Genomic DNA, 23,362 nt, shown 5'->3' with positions numbered 1-23,362 from the left:
CAGCCAAATGCTTTTCTATTTTCCGAAGGGAGCAATAGAACATGGGGAAAATGCGAAATGTAGCGGTACTGCTGTATGAAAGAGCGGATACGCTCGATGTGACGGGGCCTTACGATGTATTCGGGGCCGCTGGTTTTCTGGGCAAAGATTTCAGCGTCTATACGTTCTCGCTGGATGGAGACGGTCCGATCCGCACGGTCAGCGGCCTAGCCATTCTGCCGGATTACAGCGCGGAAAACTTGCCTGCGCCGGATATTCTCGTAATCCCGGGCGGCTGGGGCGCGCGGCAAGAAATGCACAATGAAAGGCTAACGAGCTGGATACGGGAAACTGCAGCAAATACGGAGATCGTCCTGTCGGTATGCACAGGCGCTTTGCTGCTGGCGAAGGCGGGCCTGCTTGAGAATTTGGGCGTCACGACGAACCGCCGCGCAATGGACCTGCTCCGAGAAGCGGCTCCGGCAAGCGCGACGGTCTATGATAACGTCCGTTATGTCGACAACGGCCATATTGTAACATCCGGCGGCGTGACAGCCGGAATTGACGCCGCTTTGTATCTTGTATCGAGGCTTCACGGGGAGCAGCGGGCGCTCGAGACGGCGTCCATGCTGGAGTACCAGTGGAATCGGGAGCTGCCTGCGGTTGTTCGGGGCGAGGCGCTCACGATTCGCAGAGCGACAAATGAGGATGCCGCAGCGCTGAGGGCTTTGCTGATCGAGGCAGCCGGCTGGATTCAATCGGTCCACGGCATTCGGCAGTGGCGGGAGCAGATGTTCACTCGCGAGATCATTGATGATTTTATTCGGGACTATGAAGTGTTCGTCGCCCTCCAAGGCCAAGAGCTAGCCGGCTGCTTCTCCGTGCATTGGGGCTACGAGGAAATTTGGGGAGAGAAGTTCCACGACGACGCGGGTTATGTGCACAGGCTGACGGTATCCCGTTCGCGCAAAGGGCAAGAAATCGGCAAGCAGCTGCTTGACTGGGCGGAAAACTATATCCGGGAGCGGGGCAAGAGCTGGCTGCGCCTGGACTGCATGGCCGAGAACCCGAGTCTCAACAGCTATTATCAAGGGCTGGGCTTCATCCTCCAAGGCCGCTTTGACGCTTCGGGGTGGAGCGCCAACCTGTACGAACGAAAGATTCGGCAAGTGTAATTTTTAATTATGACAGCCAAGATGTCATCGTTAGCCTGCTAAGCTGAGTTCATTCCGCTTAGAGAGGAGTCTAATAATGACAATTAGCTATAATTCGCAATACCAACCATCGGGGGAAATTCGCCCTTTCCGCATCCGCGTTCCGCAAGAGGAGCTCGACGGCTTGATGGAACGGCTCGATCGGAGCCGGCTTCCCGAGCTGCCGGATACCGGTTGGGAACGCGGCGTGCCGCTGACGTACTTAGCGGAACTCCAAGATTACTGGAGGCGCAGCTATGACTGGCGCAAGCACGAAAGCAAGCTTAATGAGCTGCCGCAGTATGTTACGACGATTGACGGCCAGAACATTCATTTCCTCCACATCCCGTCTGCGGAGCCGAACGCGATTCCGTTAATGCTTATTCACGGCTGGCCGGGCTCGTTCGTGGAGTTTCTGGACGTCATCGAGCCGCTGACTGCCCCGAGCAAAGGCGATAGGGAGGCAGGGATCCCCCCTTTTCATCTGATCATCCCGTCCATTCCCGGATTCGGTTATTCGATTCCGCTTAAGGAGCCGGGCTGGACGCCCGCCCGAATTGCGGGAGCCTTCCTCCAGTTGATGGACCGACTCGGGTACGCGCGCTTCGGCGTCCAGGGTGGAGACAGCGGAGCTTTCATTGCGCCGGAGATGGGAAAGCAGGCGCCGGAGCGCGTCATCGGTGTTCATGTTAACGCGCTGCTTACGTTCCCGTCCGGCGAAGACGGCGAATTTGAAGGCTTGACGGAGGAAGAGCAGCAGCGCTTGGCTCGGCTGGAAAGCTTCAACGACGGCTATTTGCAGATCCAGTCGAAGAGCCCGCAGACGCTCGCCTACGGGCTGCATGATTCGCCGGTCGGGCAGCTGGCTTGGATTGCGGAAATATTTAAGAAGTGGACGCATCCGGAGGGCGAGCTGCCGGAAGCTTCCATCGACCGGAACCGCCTGCTGACCAACATCAGCCTGTACTGGTTTACCGGGACCTCCGGCTCCTCCGCGCAAATCTACTATGAGTCGATGAACGATCCGATGGCTTGGGCGCCGAAGGAACGCGGAACCGTGCCGACAGGCGTATTGGTCGCGAAGTCCCATGACACGGCGATACGGCGTTTCGCGGAGAGGGAGCACCGCATTATCCATTGGACGGAACGCGGAGATGGCGGCCATTTCTATGCGATGGAGCAGCCGCTTCGATTCGCGGAAGACGTGCAGCGTTTTTTTAAATCGGTGCTATAAAATCTGCTATGCTGTTCGAAGATTGGAGGGGAACGGAAGTGAAGCTGGACCGCTTGCTTGCGATTACGATGGAGCTGCTGACGAAAAAAAGAGTGAGGGCCTCCGAGCTGGCTGCGCGGTTCGAGGTGTCAACCCGAACGATATACCGGGAGATCGAATTGATTAACCAAGCGGGCTTTCCGGTCGTCTCCTTCACAGGCGCTGACGGCGGTTTCGAGCTGATGGACGGCTTCTTTCTTACGAAACAGCAATTCACCGTGCAGGATTTTTCGATCATTTATAAGCTTATACAGGGCATCGAATCGGCAGTCAGCGGCAAGTATACCACGCTTAAGCATAGAATCGGCTCCCTGCATCCCAAGATGAGCGAAGAGGATACGGATGATATTCTTCTTGACCTGAGTACGGCCCCGGAAGAAAAAGAGCCCGTACGCATGCTGAGCGCTGCGATCCATGCCCGAAAGGCCGTTTCGTTCAATTATAGAAGCTCGACGAATGACGTGACGGAGCGAAGCGTAGAGCCGGCGAAGCTGTACTGGGAGCGCGGCGCGTGGTATGTGGAGGGATATTGTCTGAGCCGGCGGGCGAACCGGTGGTTTCGAATATCTAGAATAACGCGGCTTCAGCTGCTGGAGGAGCATTTCCTGCCTAGAGAACCGGTTCCGGATTCGCCGGCGAATCCGCCTCTCGGCATCGCGGCGCATCTGCGCTTCGAGCCGGCGGCAGAGCCGCGCGTGTCCGAGCAGTTCCGGGAAGAATGCCGGCATTGCGGCGACCATATTGAGGTCAAAACGGTTTTTTACAAGCTGGAGTATGCGGTATCCATAATTCTTAGTTATGGGTCGAAGGTTGTGGTCGTTTCTCCGCCTGAGCTGAAGGAGGCGGTGTCGGCTGAGCTTAAAGCAACCCAAAGCCGCTATGACTCTTGAGTCTTCAGAATGTGTTACAGCTAGGCAATATCCCGTGCATTCCAGCGGGGAAGCGCGATATAATCAAGAAGCATACAACTTAGATTTAACAGGAGGAACTAATATGAGCATTTATCATTATTCCGCGACCGCGATGAACGGCAAGGACGTTTCGCTGGGCGAGTACAGAGGGCAAGTCGTATTGATCGTAAATGTCGCGAGCCGATGCGGGTTCACGTTTCAATACAAGGATCTCCAGACGCTATACGAAAAATATAAGGACCGGGGCTTCACGATTCTTGGATTCCCGTGCAATCAATTCGCCGATCAAGAGCCGGACAGCAACGAGAAGGTACAGGCGTTTTGCACACTCAATTACGGCGTTTCCTTCCCTATGTTTCAGAAAGTAAACGTCAGGGATCACGAAGCGCATCCTTTATTTACATACCTCGCAGGTTCGAAGTCTTTTGCCGGCTTCGACGAAACCCATTCTGCGGCAAAAATCTTGCTGGCTCTCATTCAGGAAAAAGTTCCGCACTACATGGAAGGCGATTCGATCAAATGGAATTTTACGAAGTTTCTGGTCGGCCGCGATGGAAATGTGCTGGAGCGCTTCGAGTCCACGGCGGATCCGTTCGAGCTCGAACCGGCGATTGAGGCAGCACTGCAAAGGTAAAGAAATGGAACCGCCGGCCATGTCCGGCGGTTTTTTCGTTATGGATGCAATGGGTAGAAATCATCCTTTCCCCTCGTTTACCTCCTTTTGATCTCTCATTTATGCATTTCACCCCTCTAAAAACGCAACTAACCGCAAATGGCATTGCAGTCTCGGAAAATGGTGGTATTCTGTGTACAGAAAAGCTGAATCGGAGCACCAAGAGAGGAGCGGTAAGCTTGAAGCTTATCATAGACCAGTCACTGGAGCATCAAGAGGTCGAAATTACGATTAAATGCGGAATGATTGACGAGAACCTGGAGCGGCTGATCGCGCAGATCCGGCTGTATTCGTTCGCTATTCCCGGCAAGAAAGACGGCGTCAGCCATCTGATCCGGCTCGAGGATGTGTTCTACTTCGAATCGACCGATAACAAAACGTTTCTATACGGCGAGAAGGACGTGTACGAATGCGGTTATAAGCTTTATGAGCTGGAAGGGCATCTGGCGAGCAGCCATTTCGTCCGGATCAGCAAATCCTGCATCTTGAACGTGGCGAAGCTGTCCAGCGTGCGGGCGCTCCTGAACGGCAAGCTGGAAGCGACGCTGGCGAACAAGGAGAAGCTCATTATTAACCGCCACTATGTTCAAGCGCTGAAGGAAAAAATCGAGTTCTAGGGAGGCTGTGCGATGTCGACGTTTAAAACTTATTTTACGATAACCTGTATGTCTTTTACGTTCCTTATCCTTATTTACGCGCTGCTGTCGGAGCTGGGGCTGTTCTCGCCGATGACGATGAACGAAATTTTACTCTACTTCCTTATGACGCTTTGCGGCTCGGTATTGATCGCGCTGACGGACCGGCTGCCGATCAGCAATGGCCCGGTCAATTCGCTCGTACGTATCTTGGATGTTGCCGTATCCGTCTTCGGCATCGGGATCGCCTTTGATCTGTTCCCGCTCGAGTGGTCGTACATCCTGCCGATTATCGGCATGATCCTCATTATCTATGTCGGCGTAAGCGCCGTTGTCATGATTAAAGGCAAGGCAGACGCGAGCGAAATTAATAAGCAGTTGAGCCGGAGAATGCAGCAACCAAACAAAGCAGGGGGAGAGAAGCATGAGTAAAATCATCGAAGTATCAGGGCTTCAAAAATCGTTCGGCGAGCTTCGCGCGGTGCAAGGCGTCGACTTCTACGTGGAGGAGGGCAGTCTGTTCGCCTTCCTCGGACCTAACGGCGCAGGCAAGTCGACGACGATCGATATGCTGACGACGCAGCTTAAGCCGGATGCGGGCGAAGCAACGATCAGCGGCTATAAGCTGGGGCGGGAGGACGACGGCATTCGCTCCTCGATCGGGATCGTGTTCCAAGACAGCCTGCTCGACCCGCTGCTTACGGTGAAGGAAAACCTGTTCGTAAGGGGGAGCTTCTATAACCTGTCCCGTTCCGAGCTGAAGGCTGCCGTCGCAAGAGCCGCGGCAACAGCCGATGTCGGCGATTTTCTGAACCGCCCTTACGGTAAGCTGTCCGGTGGACAGCGCAGACGCGCGGATATCGCCCGGGCGCTGATTCATACGCCGAAGGTGCTGTTCCTTGACGAGCCGACGACGGGCCTCGACCCGCAAACGCGTAAAAACGTATGGACGACGATTCGCCAGCTGCAGAAGGAGCAGGGCATGACCATTTTCCTCACGACGCATTACATGGAGGAAGCCGCCCAGGCCGATTACATCATCATTATGGACCATGGCAAGGTGCTCGCCGGAGGCACGCCGTATGAATTGAAGGAGCGGTATGCGACGGATCTGCTGAAGCTGATGCCGCATAATGCGGAGGAGCTGCAGGCTTATCTGCAGTCCAAGGCGCTTGATTATATGATTGTTTCGGGCGTCTACCATATTCCGTTGAAGCAAACGGCTCACGCGCTGCCTATTGTTGAAGGCTGCGGGGCCAATATCGCGGGAATCGAGATCGTAAGCGGCACGATGGACGATGTGTTTTTGAATCTTACAGGTACGGAGGTCAGATCGTAATGACGGTAATCGCGAGACGTAATTTGAAGCTGTTTTTCCGCGACCGCGGCGGCGTAGTCATGTCTTTTCTATCGGTATTTATCATATTGGGGTTATATGTGCTGTTCTTGGGCGACACAATGCGGAGCGGTCTGCCGGATGTGCCGGCGGCGGATTTCCTGCTGGACAGCTGGGTCATGGCCGGCATACTCGCGGTAACGACGGTCACTTCGACGCTAGGGGCGTTCGGCACCATGGTGGAGGATCGCACGCGTAAGACGATCAAAGATTTTACGGCGGCGCCGGTGAAAAGACGGAGCATCGTCGGGGGCTACATTTTAAGCGCATTTGTCATTGGAGTTGTCCTTAGTCTGGTTACGTTCCTTCTGGCGGAGATTTATATCGTCGCGCAGGGCGGGGAATGGCTGCCGGTTGGCGCAGTTCTGAAAATAATCGGTCTTATCCTGCTATCCGTGCTCGCCAGCAGCTCGATCGTCTTTTTCATCACCTCTCTGCTGCGCAGTCAGAGCGCCTTTACGACAACGAGCACTATTATCGGCACGCTGATCGGCTTTCTAACGGGCATCTACATTCCAATCGGATCTCTTCCCGAAGCCGTTCAATTGATCATTAAAATATTTCCGGTCTCCCATGCCGGCTCCTTAATCCGCACCGTGATGGTGGAACGCCCGATGGAGCTGTCGTTCGCGGGCGCGCCTGCCGAATCCGCCCAGGCGTTTAAGCTGGACATGGGCGTCGTCTACCAATTCGGAGATACGACGACTACTATGGGGAGCAGCATACTCGTTCTGGTTGGCACGGCCGCACTCTTCTATCTGCTGTCAATCGCGCTGATGGCTCGGAAAAACAAATAGACGATTCGCGGAAGTAGACTCATAGACGGCTTTGTATAATTTGTACAAATTTGTATTGTCGACAAATATCGAGTCATGTATAATGGGCATACGCTTCCAGCTGAAGTTCACATTTTATTCATAAACAAGCATTGACGCTTATGGGATGAAGGGAACCTTTTCTTGGAGAGGGTTCCCTTTGTGTATACCAATCGATTGAACCGATAAAAGAAGAATTGCTAGAGCCGCAGGCAACTTCTGAACATCGAGTTCCGTTAATTCTTTTACAGCTAGAGAAAGAAGGGGTTCGATGAAGCTAAGTCGTATGTTTAGCATGATTGGCCAATTTCATCCGATTGTAAATGTGCTGCTTGTCGGCACGATCTTTGCGAGGATCGGAAGCTCGATGAGCCTGCCCTTCCTCGCCATCTATCTTATAGCGGCAACCGATATGAGTCCTACGATGGTTGGCGTAACCGTCGGCATCGGGTCGCTTGCCGGGATGTTCGGCGGCTTCTTCGGCGGCTATCTCTCCGACAGGTTCGGGCGAAGGATCGTCATGCTGGCCGCCATTTATATGTGGGGCTTCGTATTTTTAGGCTTCGCTTTCACGGGAATCCCGATCCTCTTCGCGCTGCTTAACGCGGTCAACGGTTTATGCCGTTCCTTCTACGAGCCGGTCTCGCAAGCGTTGATGGCGGATCTTACGGAGAAAGAGAAGCGATTCTCGGTTTTCTCCCTGCGTTATCTGGCGATCAATATCGGCGTTTCCGTCGGGCCGCTGCTCGGCACGTTGTTCGCCGCAATGAGCGGCCGGCTGCCATGGATCATTACCGGCTGCGTCTACTTAAGCTACGGCATTCTGCTCCATATTCTCCTGAAAAAATTCGGCATCCGCAAAATTGAGGGGGAGAAGAAGGAGCAAGTCACGATGAAGCAGTCCTGGAATGTGATCCGCAGAGACCGAGCGTTCCGTTACTTCATTATCGGGGGGATCGTTACGGCGGTCGCGTATTCGCAAATGACGTCGACGCTGTCGCAATTCGTGGACGGGCAGTTTGCGAATGGCGTCGAGCTGTTCGCCTGGATGATGAGCGTCAACGCCATCGTCGTTGTCGCGTTCCAGCTCCCGTTCTCGAAGTGGGCGGAGAAGCATTCGCCGATGCGGGCGATTACGGTAGGCAGCCTCTTTTATGCGATTGGACATGTCGGCTTTGCCTTCAGCGGAAGCTGGTGGCTGCTCATCCTGTCTATGGTTGTCTTCACTTGGGGAGAAATTTTGACGTTCCCGGCCGGTTCCATGATCGTGGACCGGTTAGCGCCGGACGATTTAAGAGGCACGTACTTCGGGGCCCAAACCTTCACGAGCTTAGGGCATTTCCTGGGCCCGTGGCTGGGCGGCATTCTGCTCCAGGGCTTCAGCGGTGAAGTTTTGTTCGTAACGGTTGCGGTTGTCTCGATCGTCTCGATCTGGTTCTTCCGCGTGGGCGAGATGCAGTCGGAGAAGGCGAAGCTGGAGACGATGAGAGTAGGCGCATAAAAAACGAGTACCGGGTTAAATAAGATCAGCCCTCCATTCCGTAAACGGCAGGAGGGCTGTTTCTTAATTTATAGAATGCCAAAGGCTGTTAACTTGTCGGATAAATTGGACTTATGCTTCTCTTTATCGAAGGTCGAATTGTCGAGCAACACTTTTCCGAAAGGTAAGCTCGCAAATATCTCCCGCTCGATTTCTCTCCTCGCTTCAAGCACCTGCAGCGTCCCTTCTAATCCGTGCAGCTGATGCATTTTCCCATACCCTTGGTTCGTGTAGTAATCGATGAATCCAGCAGACCATTCCGCCGGGCGTTCCTTCACTGCTTTTTTAAACGAATAGCTGATATCAAGCTGATCGACGTAAAACAATACGGGATTCAATCGTTCAATGGCTGCGGTCAGCCGGTTCACATATTGAACGACCTTTTCCTTTGGTTCGCCATATTTGACCATGCCAATCGTTAAAGGGTTTTGAATAAAGCAGCATTCAAAAATATAGATTTTCTGCTCTGAGAGCGCTTTTTCCGAAAACGCCGCCCACCTGTCCGCGATCAGCTCCACATTTCGGTCGAAGGGGAGCTCATAAATATCCTTCTTGAAAATAACGCTGAGCAGATCGTCCGGCAGACCAGCCTCCGATTGTATTTTTCGATAGGGGAGGAAGATCTCCTTTCCTTTTGCCCACGCTTGATTGACAAAAGCCTTTCTTAGTTTCTCATTCTCGGTTTCCAGCAGCAATTGTTCGAACTCGTCTTTCGTGAACACGGAGACCCCGTCATAATCGGCAGGGTGATCGAGATTCCCCTCCGTAAACAATTCGACATTGCAAGCATTCGCTTTTAGTAGGTCATAAAGCAGGTTTGCCGTGGTGGATTTACCGGACCCGGGCAAGCCTTCTACAAGTAAAAGGTTTGTGCGCATCGTTGCTTCTCCTATTAGATTAGATTTGTCGATTTACCCTTCTACATACTCCACCGTACTCACCTCTAATTCGGATTAGCCAAATTGCAGACAATGGATATTCTATCTTAAGCGAGGAATTCTTTCTACCGCCTATTTCGATTTTTTGATGCAACCTCCAGCCAATAATGGGCGTCCTTAACAGGGTAAGGGGTCTGGCAATTACTCCTTGAGGATGATCGACAGACTTCAGCATCATTTGGGGGGTGATCACATGCTGCGTAAAATGCCTTTGCTTTGCTTGCTTATCATTTCACTGTTGACCGGCTGCAGTAATGATGCCGGAGGTTCTTCATCGGAATTAATTTTAGCTGAGACTGTCTTCTATCCGGAAAATGAGCCTCCATCGATAAAGGTCAAAAGGGGAGAGGATTGGAAAGAAATTAGTGCGGTTGATGACTATCCGTCTAAGCCAGTAATCAGCTCGGATAAAACGAAGCTTGCGTTTATTTCGCCTTATGAGTTTGAGTTGGCTGGCGAAGCATGGCTGTATGACGCGCAAAAGGATGAAAGTAAAAAGCTATTTTCGCTGGACGATGCCGGTGACGGGAATTCCGTCAAACAAATACTCTGGTTTGACGACGACAACTTGCTGATTCTAACAGGAAATACATACGGCACAATCTCCTTCAACCAAAATTTATATTTGTTGGATCTGAACGAGAAGGAGCATCAGCTGCTTTTACAGGTCCAACAGAATCAGGATATACGCGATTTGACGATTAAAGAAGCCTCCATTTCGATGAACGTTGCTACTTATAACGAGGACTTTACCGATTATGCTTCGGAAACCAAAGTAATAGAGATAACCGAGAAATAGATACGAAGGCTTTCGCCGAATAGGAGGGCGCACATGCAGATTGTATTTGGGCAGCCTGTCAACATGGTGCATCTAGCCGGGGTGCTGGCAGGCTGGTGCATCGTGCTGTACTTAACCATTCGCCAGTATAGGAAGCTGCCGAAGAAGCCCGTCGTTTGGAAGATGGTTATCGTCGTATGGGTCGGGCTATTCGCATTCAATCTTAATTTGCCAATGTTCGGCCAGACCGCTAAGCTGTCGATTCTCCCGCTCGGGGTGTGGATATTATATTTATTTTTTCGAAAAAGATCTTGGGACGCGTACCGCCGCTTCGCGTGGCTCGGGTTTGCCGCCAATTATCTGTTTCTAATCGTCACGTTATTGTCCGGGGCTGCTCATCAGGCTATATACGACAAAAGGGACCCCTCGACTTATTTGGCTGATGTAGGGAAGGCGGAGATTATAGGCATTCACCCTTCAGCGCAGGCTGTTGTGTGGGATCCGAGCGAGTTCGCGAGCTTGCTGGATACGCTTCAGATTGGGGATATGTCCGACTCCGCCGATTGGTATTATCAATCGAAGTTTGAGCATGAGCCGTACTATCAGCACGAACGGTTCCCTTATGCGTTGGTTGGCGCAAAGCCTAGCTGGGGGAGCGGACTCCGCGCTGTTGTCTATATCGAAATGGACGGGAAAGGGCTTCTTATCGCCGCCGCGGACAGGAGCTACTACTTTCGTTCCGAGAAGCCGCTGATTAACGGGGAGGCGGTTGAATCATGAAATGGAAGCTCATTATCGCATCGGCCGTTTTGCTAATCGCCGCAATCATCCTATTCTTCCGTCAATACGACGGCAAGCCGGGACCGCTCCCGGATGATGCGATGGCGGCCGCGGAAATTAACGAAGCGTTGTCGGTAAGAGAACGGAGAGGGGCCGAGGCCGAGCAGATTCTTGACCGGATCAAGCTTGATAAGCGGCATGCGTTCATCCCTTATATTTCGAAGGGAGGCTATTATGCCGTAAGCTTCTGGGTATGGGAGAAGCGTAAATGGCGGGTCGGCAGAATCGATACGGACAGCGGACCGCATATTTGGAAGCTCAGCCCCAACGATCCTTCCCGTTACTATCTCGTATGGAATATTCGGCCTCAGGGGGAGATAGAGGATTTCAGCTTTTACTTCATTCGGCAGAGAAACGCAGGAAGATCGGACGGCATCGACTATTATACGCCTCGGATCCAGCTGGAGCAGCCCGTCGATTTTGGTAAGCAGCCTTACGGCGCGATTCCTTATCCCGATCATTGGGCGAAGCTGCTGCGGGAAGAGCAGCGGATGAGCCGTACAAGGGGGCTGTTTTCCTTTGAATATCGGGAAAATACGTCGATTTACTGGCTGCCGGTCTTGGCGGATAATCCGCCTCGCTCGGGAGGGTTTAGCACCTTCGGCACTTCATTCTTAGAAAGCATAAGGACCGACTTTGTCAATATTTTGAATGAAAATGAACTGGAGCGGCCATGACGGAAGCCATAAAGAGAGCGGGTACGAAACAATGGTTATAACTAAATTTTCTCTTTCCTGGCTGTCTCGCTGGTCATTATGATGAAGGCAGATTGGAGTGAGAGCTAGTGAAGAAATTTGACAGTGAAATTGCAAATGCGCTGAATGCCGCGAAGAGGCTGGGGCTCGGCGGAATCACGCCGGCCGTCATTAGCAGAGGCGCTCATCTTATCCTTCATTTGTATCCCTATCCGATCGTCGCCCGCGTATCGACTGACGCAGCGGCTCAGGATTCATCAAGCGCTTATCGTATAGCTGATCGTGAATTAGCGATTGCGCGTTACTTGGACGGAGAAGGAGTTCCGGTCTTGAAGCCTGCCGGAATCGTTCCTGCAGGGCCTTATGACGCAGGCGGAGCGTGGCTGACGCTATGGGAGTTCGTCCCGCAGGCAGAGAGGATGAGGCCTTCTCCGGAAGAAGCCTTTAAAGCTATAACCCGCTTAACGGAGGCCATTCGGACCTTCAGCGGCACGCTGCCTATACTTGGCGTGTGGAACCGGGCTGCTTCATCCGCCGATAGACTGTCCAAGCAATCGGACGGAAGAATTAGCCGGCTGCTTGACCAATTTCACCGCCTGGACGAGGAGATGCGGTCAGGGGCCAGGGCGCTGCAGCCTTGTCATGGCGATGCCCATGCCGGCAACCTGCTCGCCGGACCAGACGGATGGCTATGGACAGATTTCGAGGATGCGTCGTTCATGCCTCCATATTGGGATATGGCTTCCTATGCGGCTAATCTGGCTTTATTCGGCGGATACCGGGAACCCGTCTTTGCCTTCATGCACAATTACGCGTCAGGGCGCGGCGAGCTGGAAGACTTCTGCTTCGCGATGAAGGCGCGTGTGCTCCTATCGACTATCGGTAATCTGGACTATGCTTTACAGGACCGCGGCGATAGGCAATTTGCAATGCGGCAGCTCGAGCTGGCGGAGGATTTTATAACGGGATTAAAGGTGTCTTAAGCCAAACAGCCCTCTTGCGTCCTTCGGCGGACAGAGGGCTGTTTTTTTGCGGCTAAGTTGCTGCGGCGCTGTTTTGTCTCTTCTGAATACTGTGGACCCCCATGATGACCGCGACAAGCTCATAGCTGTTAAGCTGAGGCGAATGGTTCCGGAGCTGGAAAGCGCCGGCCTGCAGCCATCCGCTGACCTTCTGAAAGGAGGCCACCTCGGACTCATGCCCGTCGAGAATGGAGTAGTCATGGGAGAAGGCGGGCGATTCGATGGTATAGAGGCCGCGGCTTCCCGCATCATATTCGTAACGTTTGCTGAACAAAGAAAATCGGGTATGCAGCAAGCCGACTTCAAAGCCGCTCTCATCAAGCACTTCCCATTTATTGCTGAAGAAACGGAACTTCCCGGCATACCGGAACGCGGAGTCCGGTCCATAGACCGAGACGGAGTAGGTCATCATGCTTTCCAAATCGAGCGTTCCGGCCGCCTCGCCAGCCGCATTCATAATGCCCGTTACACCTGAACTGAAAAACCGATCGCTGAAATACAATTCCATATCGTCCGTCACTCCTTACGTATTTGGCTATTATGAGTAATACGTTCAAAGAAGGGCGAGTGTTGCAGGACATAAGGGCTATTTTGGGGGATTTGGGGGTGTGCTAGAATGAGAAAGTTCGGCTGCTAATAGAATGGAATAACAAGGACAACAAGAACAGGAGATGGACATGAACGAATTTTATGTGTATGCGAGGAAAGGCAGGATGGTTTTGCTTGGATTGGGGGCGCTTATTTTTGTGCTAGTAGGCATTTTGTTCTTCGTGCTTGCGCCTGAAGCTGAAGCGGGAGAGCGGGGCATGCTGACGGTGATCGGCATTGTGAGCATTGTGTTTTTTGGCTTCTGTCTGGTGCTTTATTTGAAGAAGCTGTTCGACCGTTCGCCAATGCTGATCATCTCGAAGGAGGGAATCACCGATCAAGCGACCTACACGCCGGCGGGGCTTATCCGTTGGGAGGACATTAAAGACATCCAGGCTTTGCGCATGTTTAACCAGGACTATTTATGTATTTTTACGCATGACCCGGACTTGATCATGAGAAGATATACGGGCTTTCAGCGCATGCTCGTCAAGATGAACAAAGGCCTTAGCCCGGCGCAAGCGCATATTCCGTTAAAAATGCTGAAGTGCTCCCTTCCCGCCTTGATGGAGGAGATTAATAAAAGGGCAAGTTCGTTATAACTAAACTTTACATATAAACCGGCTCCGCTCCCATGTTAAAGTGGTCGTATATCTAGATGGGAGTGGACGAAAAGTGAGTGTTTCACTGAAGGAATGGATTGTGGAGGCGGACATACTTATGCTGCAGTCCGCAATGGAAGAGGGACGATACAGCTCGGAGGAGCTGGTGAAGGCATATATCGGGCGGATTGAGCAGCTCAATCCGCTTATTCATGCGGTTTTGGAGCTGAATCCGGATGCGGTTGACATCGCTAAAGCGCTGGATGCGGAAAGAAGGGACAGGGGAAGCCGGGGGCCTCTGCACGGCATTCCGATTCTGCTGAAGGATAATATCGACACACACGACCGGATGCATACGAGCGCAGGATCGATTGCCTTGGCAGATTCCATTGCGCCGGCGGATTCGACGGTCGCGCGGAAGCTAAGGGAAGCAGGGGCCGTACTGCTCGGCAAAACGAATATGACGGAATGGGCCAACTTTATGTCCAGCCGCATGCCTGCAGGATATAGCTCGCGCGGGGGCCAAGTGCTGAACCCATACGGGCCGGGAGAACTGTTCGTGAGCGGCTCCAGCTCCGGTTCAGCGGCGGCTGCTGCAGCCAGCCTTGCGGCTGCCGCGATCGGAACGGAGACGGCCGGTTCCATTGTCGGCCCTGCATGCCAGCACGCGCTAGCCGGGATTAAACCGACGGTGGGATTGGTGAGCCGGGCGGGCATTATCCCGATCTCGTATAACCAAGATACAGCGGGCCCGCTCGCCAGAACGGTATCGGACGCCGCGGTTTTGCTCGGCGCGTTGACAGGGGCAGACGAGCGGGACGGATGGACGCTGGCAAGCGAGGGGAAGTATTACCGCGATTACACGGTGTTCCTGGACGCGGAGTACGTCAAGCAAGCTCGAATCGGCATTCCAAGAGCTTATTACGAGCATTTGGACGATGAGCGGCTTGCGATTATGGAGAGGGCCATTGCGGACCTGCGGAGCTTGGGAGCAGCGATTGTGGACGACCTGCCTCTTCCGGTCGTTACGGATAATTGGAATCAGGGCGCCGTCAGCTATGAGTTTAAGCAGGGGCTCAATCATTATTTGTCCGGTTTATCCCCATCGGCGCCCGTCCGTTCGTTGAGCGAGCTGATTGCGTACAATGAGTCGCATGCGGAGCGCGCGCTGCGGTACGGGCAAGATGTATTGACCGCATCGGAGGCCGTCGATATGACGGAGGAGCAATATTTGCGCGAGCAAGAGAGCTATAAGGAAAAAGCGCGGCGCGAAGGGATCGACTATTTGCTGGAGCATTACCGGCTGGATGCGCTCTTGCTGCCCGGGGATGCGGATGGCAAATATATGGCGGCCCGGATGGGCTACCCGCTCATTTGCGTGCCCGCCGGCTATTCGGAGCATGGCATCATCGATCCGGATGGCGATCCGACCAAAGGGCCGTTCGGCGTTATTTTCTCGGGCGCGGCGTTTAGCGAGCCAACCTTGATTAAGCTTGCCTACGGCTATGAGCAAGCGACCAAACACCGCGTGCGGCCGGCTGTCAGCTAGCGCATGAACGCTTAGTTTGTGGAGGGACCGACCGTTATGAAGGTACAATTCGATATTCAAGCTATCGTAGAAGATTATAATCAATCCGCTGCCGTGCCTTTCTCGGGCGCGGTCCGGTTCAGGGACGCAGCCGGGCAATCGGCGGAGCGGGGCTTCGGTTATGCGAACCGGAGCGAACAGATCCGGAATGAGCCGGATACGAGATTTGGTATCGCATCAGGCTGCAAAATTTTTACGGCAGTCGCGATCTGCCAGCTCGCGGAGCAGGGGCGTCTGCGCTTTGAAGACTTGCTCGGGGACGTCCTGGAGCAGGAGTTTCCGCGCTTTGATCCGGCGGTTAACGTCCACCATTTGCTTACGCATAGCTCGGGCGTGCCGGATTATTTTGACGAGGAAGTGATGAGCGATTTCAGCGAGCTATGGCGGAAGGTGCCTGCTTACTCGATAAAGACGCCGTCCGACTTCCTGCCGTTGTTCCAGGACGGGGCGATGAAATTCAGCCCCGGCAGCCGATTCTCGTATTGCAATTCGGGGTTTATATTGCTCGGTTTGATCGTGGAGAGGCTTAGCGGGCAATCCTTTACCTCATATGTGGAGGAGCATATTTTCAAGGCATGCGGGATGACGGATTCGGGTTATTTTGCAATGGATCGGCTTCCGGAACGGACGGCCTTAGGCTACATCGACCGCGTGGACGGCGCTGATGGCGCTGACGGTGCTGGCTGGCGGACCAATCATTTCTCGCTGCCGATTATAGGCGGGCCTGACGGCGGAGCCTTTACAACGGCGCGGGATATGGAGAAGTTTTGGGACGCGCTGCTTGGAAACCGGCTGCTCTCGGAGGAGATGACGAGCCAGATGCTTACGCCCCACATGGTCGTAAGCGAGAAATCCCGCTACGGCTACGGCGTCTGGATGACGTACATGAACGGGGAGTTGTTCAAGTATTACGTCATGGGCAGCGACCCCGGAGTAACGATGGTCTCCTCGGCCTACGCGGGGGCACAGCCGGGCTGCCAGCTTCATGTGCTGGGCAATATCGAGCGAGGGGCAGGGGCGATTTCGTCGCGGATTGACTCTGCTCTCGCCGCGGTGAGGAGTCAGTAAGCCGTGAAAGTCGGCTTACAGGGGCGCGCTGGCCGCGACGGGGTGCTCGTAAGCCGTAAAAATCGGCTTACAGGAGCGCGCTGGCCGCGACAGGGTGCTCGTAAGCCGTAAAAGTCGGCTTACAGGGGCGCGCTGGCCGCGACAGGGTGCTCGTAAGCCGTAAAAATCGGCTTACAGGAGCGCGCTGGCCGCGACAGGGTGCTCGTAAGCCGTAAAAATCGGCTTACAGGGGCGCAATGGCCGCACCGGGGTGCTCGTAAGCCGTGAAAGCCGGCTTACAGGAGCGCGCTGGCCGCGCTGCCTCCATGCGGGCCGCTGCCAGTTACATAATAGAGCAGGGCCGTTCCCTCAATTGGGGAACGGCCCTGTTTGTTATTTGATGACGCCGCAAGCGATACGGGCGCCTGCATTGCCGGCTGGATCCGTCACGTAGTCGTCTTTTTTCTCGTGAATAATTAACGACGTGCCGCCGCTTTTTAGCAGAGAGTTCGGCTTGCCCGGCTTCAGCGTGACAGCTGCGCTTTCGAGCTTCACCTTCAGAGTCCCGTCCGACTTCACTTCGATGTTAGGCAAATCGCCGCTGTGGAAGCCCTTCGGATTTTTGAAGCCATGCTGCTTGTCATGCGGGTTGAAATGCGGGCCTGCCGACGTGAAGTCCGGCGTATCGCATTTGCCTTCGGTATGGATGTGAATCGCATGTGTTCCCGGCGGCAAGCCCTGCGCTTCTACGCCGATTACAACCTTTTCACCTTGCTGCATCAATTGGGCTCTGCCGATTTGCTCTCCCTTGCTGTTGATGATTGGGACGAGCATTTCACTAGGCGATGTCCCTTCCTCGGCACGGGCAGAATTAACGCCGAGGGAGCCCGCGAGAAGCAGCGCCGCAGAGAGAACTGCAATTTTTTTCATAGTGACCTCCTGTTTGTTAAGCTTGCAATTAGACCGTTCCAGGACGGTATCAGCTCTAGCATGTGCATAAAATTGGAAATTATACGATGGCCTCGAAATGACCGTATATTTTTCGCCGTTACAGGAATCGCAGCCGGCGCCTGCAGCCCCCGTAACGGCGTTTTTCGCCGTTACAGCAGTGCCGCGGGCGCCATCAGCCCCTGTAACGGCGTTTTTCGCCGTTACAGCATCCCAGCCGGCACCTTCAGCCCCTGTAACGGCGTTTTTCGCCGTTACAGCACCGCCGCCGGCGCCTACAGCCCCCGTAACGGTGTTTTTCGCCGTTACAGCAGTGCCGCCGGCGCCATCAGCCCCTGTAACGGTGTTTTTCGCCGTTACAGCACCGCCGCCGGCGCCATCAGCCCCTGTAACGGTGTTTTTCGCCGTTACAGGAATCGCCGCCGGCGCCTGCAGCCCCATTAACGGCGTTTTTCGCCGTTACAGCAGTGCCGCGGGCGCCATCAGCCCCTGTAACGGCGTTTTTCGCCGTTACAGCATCGCCGCCGGCGCCTCCAGCCCCTGTAACGGCGTTTTTCGCCGTTACAGCACCGCCGCCGACGCTATCAGCCCCCGTAACGGCGTTTTTCGCCGTTACAGCATCGCCGCCGGCGCCTGCAGCCCCTGTAACGGCGTTTTTCGCCGTTACAGCACCGCCGCCGGCGCCATCAGCCCTTATAACGGCGTTTTTCGCCGTTACAGCATCCCAGCCGGCGCTATCAGCCCCCGTAACGGCGTTTTTTGCCGTTACAGCATCGCCGCCGGCGCTATCAGCCTCTGTAACGGCGTTTTTCGCCGTTACAGCACCATAGCCGGCGCCATCTGCCCCTGTAACGGTGTTTTTCGCCGTTACAGCATCGCCGCCGGCGCCATCAGCCCCCGTAACGGTGTTTTTCGCCGTTACAGCACCGCCGCCGGCGCCATCAGCCCCTGTAACGGCGTTTTTTGCCGTTACAGCACCGCCGCCGGCGCCATCAGCCCCTGTAACGGCGTTTTTCGCCGTTACAGCATCGCATCCGGCGCCTTCAGCTCCCGTAACGGTGTGTGTTTTTCGCCGTTACAGACACCGCCCCCCGTACCGCGTCCCACCCTGCAGCGGCATTTTTCGCCATTACAGCTCCAAACGACACGAATCGACCCATTTCACCTGCTGTGGCGTTTCGCGATTACAGCTAAATTGACAAACTATTGATCTAGCATGGAGTCATAGAAAGGTTGTTCGGTGAGTATGCTAGTCATAGATAGAGTGTTGAACGCACGTTTGAACAGGTAGTTTTTTAGAAGGTTAACTCGGCGCACAAGGAGGGTTTCGCAGCTACGTTCGATCATCGGGGCAGGTTGAGAAGACCTAATGCTCTCGGTCTTTCGCGGGATGTTCGAATGGATGCAGAGGCAGGTTTTAAAAAAGCTGGTTTATACCAATCCTAAGAAACAGTAGAACTGAAAAAGCGCGGGAGGTTATATCTATGAAACTTTTGCTCATTATTGTGTTGTTCATTAGCGGAGCGCTTGGTGCAAATCAAACGGATGCCGGTAACGGTCAAAAAATAGAAGTGTCGGAGGGAATGGAGGTGCTGCAGCCGCTTGTTTCAGAGGCGCCGCCTGTTGCGGCTGCGGTGCTTTCCATCGAAGGGGAAGCGGCGGACGAGCCGAAGGCGGAACCGAAGGCGGAACCGAAGGCGGACGAACCGAAGGCGGAACTGAAGGCTGACCAACTAAAGGCGGAACTGAAGGCGGAACCACAGGCGGAAGAAGCGAAGGCGGAACTGAAAGCGGACCAACCGAAGGCGGAACCACAGACGGAAGAAGCGAAGGCGAAACCGAGCCCGAGCGCATCGGGCGGGTGCGAAGACAAGCCGATCTCAGTCTTCCATCACGTCGGGGGCGTCTCGCTGTACGATACGCCTCAAAGCGTGACGTCTAAACTCGGGGAGCCGGAGAAGATCGAGCAGGACGAATTTTGGCAGGAGCTTGACATCTATTATTATCCGGACGTACATGTGGCGTTTTATGACGGACTGGTGCAGTATGTGGAAGTCCCTTTGGCGGAACAAATAGAGATCAATGGCAAGTCGGTGCCGATGACGGAAGAGGGACTTAAAGCTTGCTTGGGGCAGCCTGATTTTATCGCGGAGGACGGAATCGTGTTCCAGCGGGATGAGGCGGTGCTTAAGCTGTTTATCGATGAAAGCACGCGAAAGCCGCTATATGCAAGCTTCTATCATATCGCAACGGTTTGATTTCTGAAGCCACCCAGCGGTATCGACGTATAATAATAGGAGTATCAAAAGGAGGGGATCGGCATGAAACCAAATTGGCGGCTGGCGGAGGATGCCCTAAGCAGTATTCGGGTGGAGGGCAATGAACGCAACGAGGAGGTCAGTTTGTTCGGTTACGCGGATGGCCTTCATTGTGTCGGACTTGGCACGGATGCAGCCGTATTCACCTATGATCCCGTTCCGGAAGTCGCATATAAAGTATATACCGATCATGCTCTGTACAAAAAAGAGCGGGAGAGGGACGTTTACCTGCAATTAAAAGGTATTCCGTATTTCCCCGCCTACTACGGCGAAGGCAGCAACTATTTGGCCATCGGCTACGAGCCGGGACCTACGCTGCTTGATTGCTTGCTTCAAGGAATACCCGTTCCTCCCGTCGTCATCTCGGATGTGGAGGATGCCCGGCGGCTGGTGCGCGAACGCGGCCTCAACCCGCGGGATATTCATTTGAAAAACGTTGTCGTACAGAACGGGAGAGCCAAAGTTATCGACGTCTCCGAGTATATGCTGGAGGGCGACGACCGCCGCTGGGAGCATTTGATGTGGGCGTACCAGATGTTTTATCCGAGCATGGAAGGAAAGAAAATTCCGTTATGGCTAATAAACTCCGTCAAAAGCGGCTATAAAAAGCTGGATCAAGCGAACTTGAACGTAGAGGAATACGCGCAGCGAATAAGCCGGTTATTTTCACGGTTCATGAAATAAAACAAAAACAAACAACCATCCTGCCCGCGTGAAGCGGAACGTGGATGGTTGTTTGCTTTCGTATCGGAGTAACTGGATTCGAACCAGCGACCTCACCCACCCCAAGGGTGCGCGCTACCAGGCTGCGCCATACCCCGAAAGCGTCATGATGAATGCCTTTACAAATGATTGTAAGTAGCCGCGGGGAAATCGTCAAGACCTTAAAGCGCACGCCTTTGAAATAGCTTTATGACTCGTAGAGCACCTCGCCGGTTAGCGACAGGTCATAGCCGGCAATTGCCCGCAGCTCCTGCTTGAACGTCTCGGAACGGAGGATGCGCAGCCATGCGCTGATCCACTGCTCGTTCTCCGGCTTTTTGAGCGCGACGAGATCGTAGCGCTCCTGGATGAGCGGGATGAAGTCGACGCCTTCGACGATAGAAGCCGCTCTGGCGGTGCCGATTCCGATGTCGGCTTCACCCGATGCTACCTTGGCGGCGACGGACAGATGGCTGTTGTGAATCTGGTCGTAGCCCTGCAGATTGCGAGGCGAAATGCCGTGAAGACGCAGCTGCTCGTCCAGCAGCACGCGCGCGCCGGAGCCCTTCTCCCGATTGGCGAGGCGAAGGCCGGATTTGGCAAGATCCGTCCAGCCGAATAGCTGCAGCGGATTGCCTTTCGGCACATAGAAGCCGGCGGGGCGCGAGAGCAGGTTAACGACAATATAGGACGAACCGACAAGCAGCCTGCGGATATAGGGAATGTTATATTCGCCGCTGTCCCCATCCAGCAGATGCGTGCTGACGATATCCGATTCTCCCCTGTACATGCTTATCAGGCTGTCCAGACTTCCTGCGTAAGAGCGAAGCGGACGAAAGCCTGTCAAAGCGCCTTCCATATGTCTGGCTAAAATGTCCAAGCTGATGTCCTGGCCGGTAATGACCAGCGTTCCCGGCGTACCTAGCCCGGATGGCGAAGGGACAGCGCCCGCGGCCTGATGTCTGGCGGCATCTCCGGGGGTGTCTGTCCGCCGTAACTCCTGGGCGGCAGCGGCTCCGGATTTATGGCGGTTTTTGTACGCCTCCAGGTCCGACGCGTCCACCCTCATCTGCTTGCCTACCCGATAAGAAGGAAGCTCGCCTTTTTTAATCAGATCGTAGACGGTTAGCTTTGATATTTTAAGCAGCTTTGCGATTTCTTCTGCCGTGTAGGAAATATCCTGCGACATGCCGTATCCTCCTGCGAGTTCGATTCCATTGGTATCATTGTAGCATATCGCTTTGCAGCCCGGCACACCGTCGATTTTGCTATTTACAAGGCGCTTCTTCTGCTTCTATAATTCGAATTAGATATAACTAGATATAATTAAATATAATTGGTGGGGAGCCAACCGGATGAGAAGTATGAAAGCAAGCTTTATGGTGTTGGTTTCGTTATGCTCCATTCTACTATTGAGCGCTTGTGCCGACACAGATTCCGCGGCTGAGCAGTCAGCGAATAAGGCGGAGCTTACCGTTTCGGCGGCGGCCAGCATGACGGAAGCGTTGAACGAGCTAAAGACCGTGTTCGAAGCCGAGCATCCGGGTGTTGCGCTGTTCTTTAACTACGGCGCGTCGGGCGCTTTGCAGCAGCAGATCGAGCAGGGGGCGCCCGCGGATCTGTTCCTCTCGGCCTCGGCTAAAAATATGGACGCTTTGGCGGATAAAGGATTGATAGCAGAGGGGCAAACGGCGAATCTGCTGTCCAACGAGCTGGTTGTCGTCATCCCGAAGGAAGAGGGGGTATCCGTCGCTTCCTTGCAGGATTTGCAGAAGGAATCGGTGAGCGCAATCGCAGTCGGCATTCCCGAAAGCGTGCCGGCGGGTGCTTACGCCAAGGAGGCGCTGACGAACGAGCAGCTTTGGGATAAGCTGCAAGCTAAGACCGTGCAGGCGAAGGACGTGAAGCAGGTGCTGCAATACGTGGAGACGGGCAATGCCGACGCGGGTTTTGTTTACAAAACGGACGCGCTTTCTTCGGAAACGGTGCAAATCGCATTTGCGGTTGATCCGGCAGCTTATTCGCCGATCTTGTATCCGGTCGGTATCGTGAAGGAGAGCGAGCATCCCGAGGAAGCGATGGAGCTGTATACATTTTTGCAATCGGCAGCGGCGATGGACGTCTTCAAAAAATATGGATTCAGCGAAGCGGAATAAGCGATGACGATCGATTGGCATTCCTTCTGGCCGCCCGTTCTTCTGTCGCTTCAAGTCGCGCTTCTGGCCAGCGTTGTGGCGGCAGTGCTAGGCATCGCCGCGGCATGGCGGATGGCGAAGAAGACGTTCCGGGGCAAAACGCTGCTGGAAACCCTGTTTATGCTGCCTCTCGTACTGCCTCCAACCGTTGTGGGCTTTCTGCTGCTGATCGCTTTGGGCCGACGCGGCTGGCTGGGCAGGCTGGCCGAATCGGTATTTGCCGAGCCGATCGTGTTCTCCCCATGGGCGGCGGTTATAGCGGCGACCGTGGTGGCATTTCCGCTTGTGTATCAGACGATGAAGACCGGGTTCGAAGAGGTGGACCGCGCGCTGGAGGAATCGGCCCGTTCGGCGGGCGCAGGGGAGTGGGCGGTGTTCCGTTATATCACCCTCCCGCTCGCGGGGCGTTCCGTACTTACGGCATACATCCTTGGGTTTGCTCGAGCGCTTGGCGAATTCGGCGCCACGCTGATGATCGCCGGCAATATTCCCGGCAAAACCCAGACCATTCCGACAGCAATCTATGTGGCGGTGGACGCCGGGAATCAGACGATGGCATGGGCATGGACGATTGGTATCGTGGTCATCTCCTTCATCCTGCTGCTGCTAACCGGCCGGTTAAGAAAGCGTGATTAGAGATGATCTAATACTCAGAGAAATGGAAGAAGCCGTCCTCTTCGTGAGGA

At 54.3% G+C, this 23,362-nt stretch carries 25 protein-coding genes and 1 tRNA gene; 21 read left to right on the top strand and 5 right to left on the bottom strand.

The genetic code is table 11. The annotated features are described in order from the left end of the window. Nucleotides 1-41: 41 nt before the first annotated feature. From D3P08_RS23790 to D3P08_RS23750, 9 genes are all read left to right on the top strand, one after another. The gene (locus D3P08_RS23790; protein ID WP_119602627.1) at nucleotides 42-1,154 is read left to right on the top strand and encodes a GNAT family N-acetyltransferase; all 1,113 of its coding nucleotides are present in this window, start codon (nucleotides 42-44) and stop codon (nucleotides 1,152-1,154) included. A 76-nt stretch (nucleotides 1,155-1,230) separates the two neighbouring features. After that, nucleotides 1,231-2,406, top strand: coding sequence for an epoxide hydrolase family protein (locus tag D3P08_RS23785; RefSeq protein WP_119602626.1), 1,176 nt, complete (start codon nucleotides 1,231-1,233; stop codon nucleotides 2,404-2,406). A gap of 38 nt (nucleotides 2,407-2,444) precedes the next feature. Continuing rightward, nucleotides 2,445-3,335 carry a helix-turn-helix transcriptional regulator gene (locus D3P08_RS23780; protein WP_119602625.1) on the top strand — a complete coding sequence of 297 codons (891 nt, stop codon included), beginning with the start codon at nucleotides 2,445-2,447 and terminating at the stop codon, nucleotides 3,333-3,335. A gap of 103 nt (nucleotides 3,336-3,438) precedes the next feature. After that, nucleotides 3,439-3,990, top strand: coding sequence for a glutathione peroxidase (locus tag D3P08_RS23775; RefSeq protein ID WP_119602624.1), 552 nt, complete (start codon nucleotides 3,439-3,441; stop codon nucleotides 3,988-3,990). 218 nt (nucleotides 3,991-4,208) lie between these two features. After that, nucleotides 4,209-4,646 (top strand): LytTR family DNA-binding domain-containing protein, encoded by a 438-nt coding sequence (locus D3P08_RS23770; RefSeq protein WP_119602623.1) that lies wholly within the window; start codon nucleotides 4,209-4,211, stop codon nucleotides 4,644-4,646. Between the two features lie 12 nt (nucleotides 4,647-4,658). Next, nucleotides 4,659-5,096 (top strand): DUF3021 family protein, encoded by a 438-nt coding sequence (locus tag D3P08_RS23765; protein WP_119602622.1) that lies wholly within the window; start codon nucleotides 4,659-4,661, stop codon nucleotides 5,094-5,096. Beyond that, nucleotides 5,089-6,003, top strand: a complete 915-nt coding sequence (locus D3P08_RS23760; RefSeq protein WP_119602621.1) for an ATP-binding cassette domain-containing protein — start codon at nucleotides 5,089-5,091, stop codon at nucleotides 6,001-6,003. Before D3P08_RS23765 ends, D3P08_RS23760 begins: the two co-directional genes overlap by 8 nt. After that, nucleotides 6,003-6,857: an ABC transporter permease gene (locus tag D3P08_RS23755; RefSeq protein ID WP_119602620.1), complete on the top strand. Its 855-nt coding sequence runs from the start codon at nucleotides 6,003-6,005 to the stop codon at nucleotides 6,855-6,857. Before D3P08_RS23760 ends, D3P08_RS23755 begins: the two co-directional genes overlap by 1 nt. Before the next feature lie 289 nt (nucleotides 6,858-7,146). Further along, the gene (locus D3P08_RS23750; RefSeq protein ID WP_240647727.1) at nucleotides 7,147-8,376 is read left to right on the top strand and encodes an MDR family MFS transporter; all 1,230 of its coding nucleotides are present in this window, start codon (nucleotides 7,147-7,149) and stop codon (nucleotides 8,374-8,376) included. 68 nt (nucleotides 8,377-8,444) lie between these two features. Here D3P08_RS23750 and D3P08_RS23745 read toward each other — a convergent pair whose 3' ends face one another. Continuing rightward, nucleotides 8,445-9,293: a P-loop NTPase family protein gene (locus D3P08_RS23745; RefSeq protein ID WP_119602619.1), complete on the bottom strand. Its 849-nt coding sequence runs from the start codon at nucleotides 9,291-9,293 to the stop codon at nucleotides 8,445-8,447. Nucleotides 9,294-9,546: 253 nt separating this feature from the next. Between D3P08_RS23745 and D3P08_RS23740 the strand changes: the two genes are divergently transcribed. The 4 genes from D3P08_RS23740 (at nucleotide 9,547) to D3P08_RS23725 (ending at nucleotide 12,649) form a co-directional block, all read left to right on the top strand. Continuing rightward, nucleotides 9,547-10,152 carry a DUF4652 domain-containing protein gene (locus tag D3P08_RS23740; protein WP_162848586.1) on the top strand — a complete coding sequence of 202 codons (606 nt, stop codon included), beginning with the start codon at nucleotides 9,547-9,549 and terminating at the stop codon, nucleotides 10,150-10,152. Nucleotides 10,153-10,185: 33 nt separating this feature from the next. Next, entirely contained in the window at nucleotides 10,186-10,911 is a 726-nt protein-coding gene (locus D3P08_RS23735) for a hypothetical protein (protein WP_119602617.1), read from the top strand. Further along, nucleotides 10,908-11,648: a hypothetical protein gene (locus tag D3P08_RS23730; protein WP_119602616.1), complete on the top strand. Its 741-nt coding sequence runs from the start codon at nucleotides 10,908-10,910 to the stop codon at nucleotides 11,646-11,648. The genes D3P08_RS23735 and D3P08_RS23730 overlap by 4 nt, the downstream gene beginning before the upstream one ends. Nucleotides 11,649-11,755: 107 nt before the next feature. Then, a complete protein-coding gene (locus D3P08_RS23725; RefSeq protein ID WP_119602615.1) occupies nucleotides 11,756-12,649 on the top strand; it encodes an aminoglycoside phosphotransferase family protein in 894 nt (297 codons plus the stop codon). A gap of 52 nt (nucleotides 12,650-12,701) precedes the next feature. Here D3P08_RS23725 and D3P08_RS23720 read toward each other — a convergent pair whose 3' ends face one another. Then, nucleotides 12,702-13,196, bottom strand: coding sequence for an LURP-one-related/scramblase family protein (locus tag D3P08_RS23720; RefSeq protein ID WP_119602614.1), 495 nt, complete (start codon nucleotides 13,194-13,196; stop codon nucleotides 12,702-12,704). A gap of 169 nt (nucleotides 13,197-13,365) precedes the next feature. Here D3P08_RS23720 and D3P08_RS23715 point away from each other — a divergent pair, with 169 nt between their 5' ends. From D3P08_RS23715 to D3P08_RS23705, 3 genes are all read left to right on the top strand, one after another. Next, nucleotides 13,366-13,878 (top strand): STM3941 family protein, encoded by a 513-nt coding sequence (locus D3P08_RS23715; protein WP_119602613.1) that lies wholly within the window; start codon nucleotides 13,366-13,368, stop codon nucleotides 13,876-13,878. 73 nt (nucleotides 13,879-13,951) lie between these two features. Then, nucleotides 13,952-15,427, top strand: a complete 1,476-nt coding sequence (locus D3P08_RS23710; protein ID WP_119602612.1) for an amidase family protein — start codon at nucleotides 13,952-13,954, stop codon at nucleotides 15,425-15,427. 36 nt (nucleotides 15,428-15,463) lie between these two features. Continuing rightward, a complete protein-coding gene (locus D3P08_RS23705; RefSeq protein ID WP_119602611.1) occupies nucleotides 15,464-16,534 on the top strand; it encodes a serine hydrolase domain-containing protein in 1,071 nt (356 codons plus the stop codon). Between the two features lie 372 nt (nucleotides 16,535-16,906). Here the strand turns inward: D3P08_RS23705 and D3P08_RS23700 are convergent, their stop codons facing one another. Then, nucleotides 16,907-17,443, bottom strand: a complete 537-nt coding sequence (locus D3P08_RS23700) for a superoxide dismutase family protein (RefSeq protein WP_119602668.1) — start codon at nucleotides 17,441-17,443, stop codon at nucleotides 16,907-16,909. A gap of 97 nt (nucleotides 17,444-17,540) precedes the next feature. Between D3P08_RS23700 and D3P08_RS27125 the strand changes: the two genes are divergently transcribed. The 3 genes from D3P08_RS27125 to D3P08_RS23685 all read left to right on the top strand — a co-directional run bounded on the left by D3P08_RS27125 (nucleotide 17,541) and on the right by D3P08_RS23685 (nucleotide 20,463). Beyond that, nucleotides 17,541-18,671: a hypothetical protein gene (locus tag D3P08_RS27125; RefSeq protein WP_147381846.1), complete on the top strand. Its 1,131-nt coding sequence runs from the start codon at nucleotides 17,541-17,543 to the stop codon at nucleotides 18,669-18,671. Between the two features lie 274 nt (nucleotides 18,672-18,945). Next, complete coding sequence (locus tag D3P08_RS27445) at nucleotides 18,946-19,719, top strand: cell envelope integrity protein TolA (protein WP_162848585.1); 774 nt, start codon at nucleotides 18,946-18,948, stop codon at nucleotides 19,717-19,719. A gap of 63 nt (nucleotides 19,720-19,782) precedes the next feature. Next, complete coding sequence (locus D3P08_RS23685; RefSeq protein ID WP_119602608.1) at nucleotides 19,783-20,463, top strand: serine/threonine protein kinase; 681 nt, start codon at nucleotides 19,783-19,785, stop codon at nucleotides 20,461-20,463. Nucleotides 20,464-20,526: 63 nt separating this feature from the next. On the opposite strand, the gene D3P08_RS23680 is transcribed toward D3P08_RS23685, so the two are convergent. Then, a tRNA-Pro gene (locus tag D3P08_RS23680) sits at nucleotides 20,527-20,600 on the bottom strand. An 89-nt stretch (nucleotides 20,601-20,689) separates the two neighbouring features. Continuing rightward, entirely contained in the window at nucleotides 20,690-21,670 is a 981-nt protein-coding gene (locus D3P08_RS23675; protein ID WP_119602607.1) for a helix-turn-helix transcriptional regulator, read from the bottom strand. Nucleotides 21,671-21,836: 166 nt separating this feature from the next. Here D3P08_RS23675 and modA point away from each other — a divergent pair, with 166 nt between their 5' ends. Both modA and modB read left to right on the top strand, forming a co-directional pair. Then, entirely contained in the window at nucleotides 21,837-22,637 is an 801-nt protein-coding gene (gene modA / locus D3P08_RS23670) for a molybdate ABC transporter substrate-binding protein (protein WP_119602606.1), read from the top strand. A gap of 3 nt (nucleotides 22,638-22,640) precedes the next feature. After that, complete coding sequence (gene modB, locus D3P08_RS23665) at nucleotides 22,641-23,312, top strand: molybdate ABC transporter permease subunit (RefSeq protein ID WP_119602605.1); 672 nt, start codon at nucleotides 22,641-22,643, stop codon at nucleotides 23,310-23,312. The last annotated feature ends 50 nt before the right edge of the window (nucleotides 23,313-23,362 follow it).

The organism is Paenibacillus nanensis (assembly GCF_003583765.1).
GTDB classification, from domain to species: Bacteria; Bacillota; Bacilli; order Paenibacillales; family Paenibacillaceae; genus Pristimantibacillus; species Pristimantibacillus nanensis.
Note: the sequence above shows the minus strand (reverse complement) of the source record. Positions and strands in the feature narration are given on the sequence as shown.